This is a genomic window from Zoogloea ramigera (assembly GCF_006539865.1).
GTDB classification, from domain to species: Bacteria; Pseudomonadota; Gammaproteobacteria; order Burkholderiales; family Rhodocyclaceae; genus Zoogloea; species Zoogloea ramigera.
Genome location: NZ_BJNV01000159.1, coordinates 1 through 1,600 on the forward strand (window position 1 = coordinate 1; position 1,600 = coordinate 1,600).

Annotated in this window: 3 protein-coding genes; all 3 read right to left on the reverse strand. The window is 58.8% G+C overall.

Annotated elements, in window-relative coordinates; all coding sequences use genetic code 11:
• Positions 1-127: IS4/Tn5 family transposase DNA-binding protein (locus ZRA01_RS21435; RefSeq protein ID WP_218028780.1), on the reverse strand; the 127-nt coding region annotated here is incomplete at its 3' end.
• A gap of 162 nt (positions 128-289) precedes the next feature.
• Positions 290-853, reverse strand: coding sequence for a GNAT family N-acetyltransferase (locus tag ZRA01_RS20180; RefSeq protein WP_141355161.1), 564 nt, complete (start codon positions 851-853; stop codon positions 290-292).
• Positions 853-1,068, reverse strand: coding sequence for a hypothetical protein (locus tag ZRA01_RS20185; RefSeq protein ID WP_141355162.1), 216 nt, complete (start codon positions 1,066-1,068; stop codon positions 853-855). Before ZRA01_RS20185 ends, ZRA01_RS20180 begins: the two co-directional genes overlap by 1 nt.
• Positions 1,069-1,600: the final 532 nt, after the last annotated feature.

Here is a 1,600-nt window from a genome sequence, read left to right on the forward strand (position 1 = left end):
CCCCGGGCTTCTGGCCCAGCCGCTCGGCCAGCAGCACCGCGCGCTGATTCAGCCGCGCATCGCCCAACTCGATCGTCTCAAACTCCTGCTTCGCCCAACTCATCTGCACGCTCCGTGTGATCGCCATTCAGGACGATAGGGTACAGGGCGGGGAGATGTGTGTAATGGGATGCATATAAGCGCCGTTTACAAGCCGACGGCGCAAGCCGTTGAACGTCAACGGCTTGGCGGGAGAGGTGAGGCGGAGGAAATGTCATTCGAGTGCGACGGCCCTGCGCAGCTGACGTACTCAGAGGCCTTTGAAGACGTCCCGATGCATCTTGATCGTCTGGGGCTTAGCACGCTTCTTGGTGTGATTCCTGGCCATCTCTTCCGCCCACAGGCTTGTCTCGAAGCCGAGCTTTTCGTAGAAGCGGAGGACCGCGTCGTCGTTGTCCGCATCGACAACGATCAGTCGCGCAGCGGACAAGCCCGCCGTGTTGAGAATGTCGCCGAGAAGAAGCGTCATCAAGACGACGCCCACACCCTTACGGTGCAGGTCCTGGTGAACGGCAAGTCGCCCGATCTTGACGGCGGGAAAGGCTGCGAGTTCGACCTGCTCACCGAACCCCAACTCGAACTTCTCAGAGTCGTTGAGCTTGATCGCGTCGTTGGCGAGGGTGAAGTAGCCGACCGGACCTTCGAACTGCTGATGAAAGACCACGTTGGTGAAGCCCAGTCTGGCTTTGTGCAAGGCCAGTGCCTGTGCGCTCAGAAAATCGTCTAGGCGCGGCTTTCCGCACGAGAATGTACCGAGAGTCGCCGGATCAACCTCCGTGATGGGGAGGTAACCATATCCCTCGTCAGTCAGCATCAGCCAGGCAAAGTGACCCGATACTTGTCCAGAAAATGGGCTTCCTTGGCACGGCGAGCGGCAGCGGCCAGCTGCTCCGCGCGCTCCTGAACTGCCGGTGTCGACCGGACAGACTCAATGGACACGACGAGCCGCTTCTTCGCCTTGAGGGACGAAGCGTGTTTCTTCAAGAGAAGGCTGCGAGCGGGTTGCTTCATGGCATCGGGTCTGAACATGGGAACACCTTCCGTGCGAAGGGAAGGCTTTGAGATACTAGAACAAAAAAGAGGACGTACGCAATCCATACATTCTGGCAGTCATGGTGCGACTGTGTGGTGGTGCTGTAAGAGCGCACGGTCCCTAGTGACGATGTGCGGCAAGATAGCTCCCTCAAGTGCGCGACGTATGGAGGCGCAGGTGAGCCGGTCATCCGTCATGACGCTCATGTAGTGCTCGACTGTCAGTTCGATCAGATGCGTATGTTCCCGGACATGAGCATCCCGATCGGGAGAGAACCAGGTGTTGAGCCAGCGCTCTTCTAACGCAAAGCTGCGGTACATACAGTCGGTGAACTGGGCAAATAGGGTGATAGCCGCCTCAGCGTCCCCAGTGGATGTCGCCCGGAGTGTCTGAAGGCCGAGATCCTCCAAGCGACGGATCGTTGCTTGAAGCAACAAGCCGTTCGGGGAAGAGAGCGCATTTGAGCAGATCATGGCTGTGAGCATCCAAACAGGTCAGTCCGCGCTGCGGGGCGTGACGATCGATGTC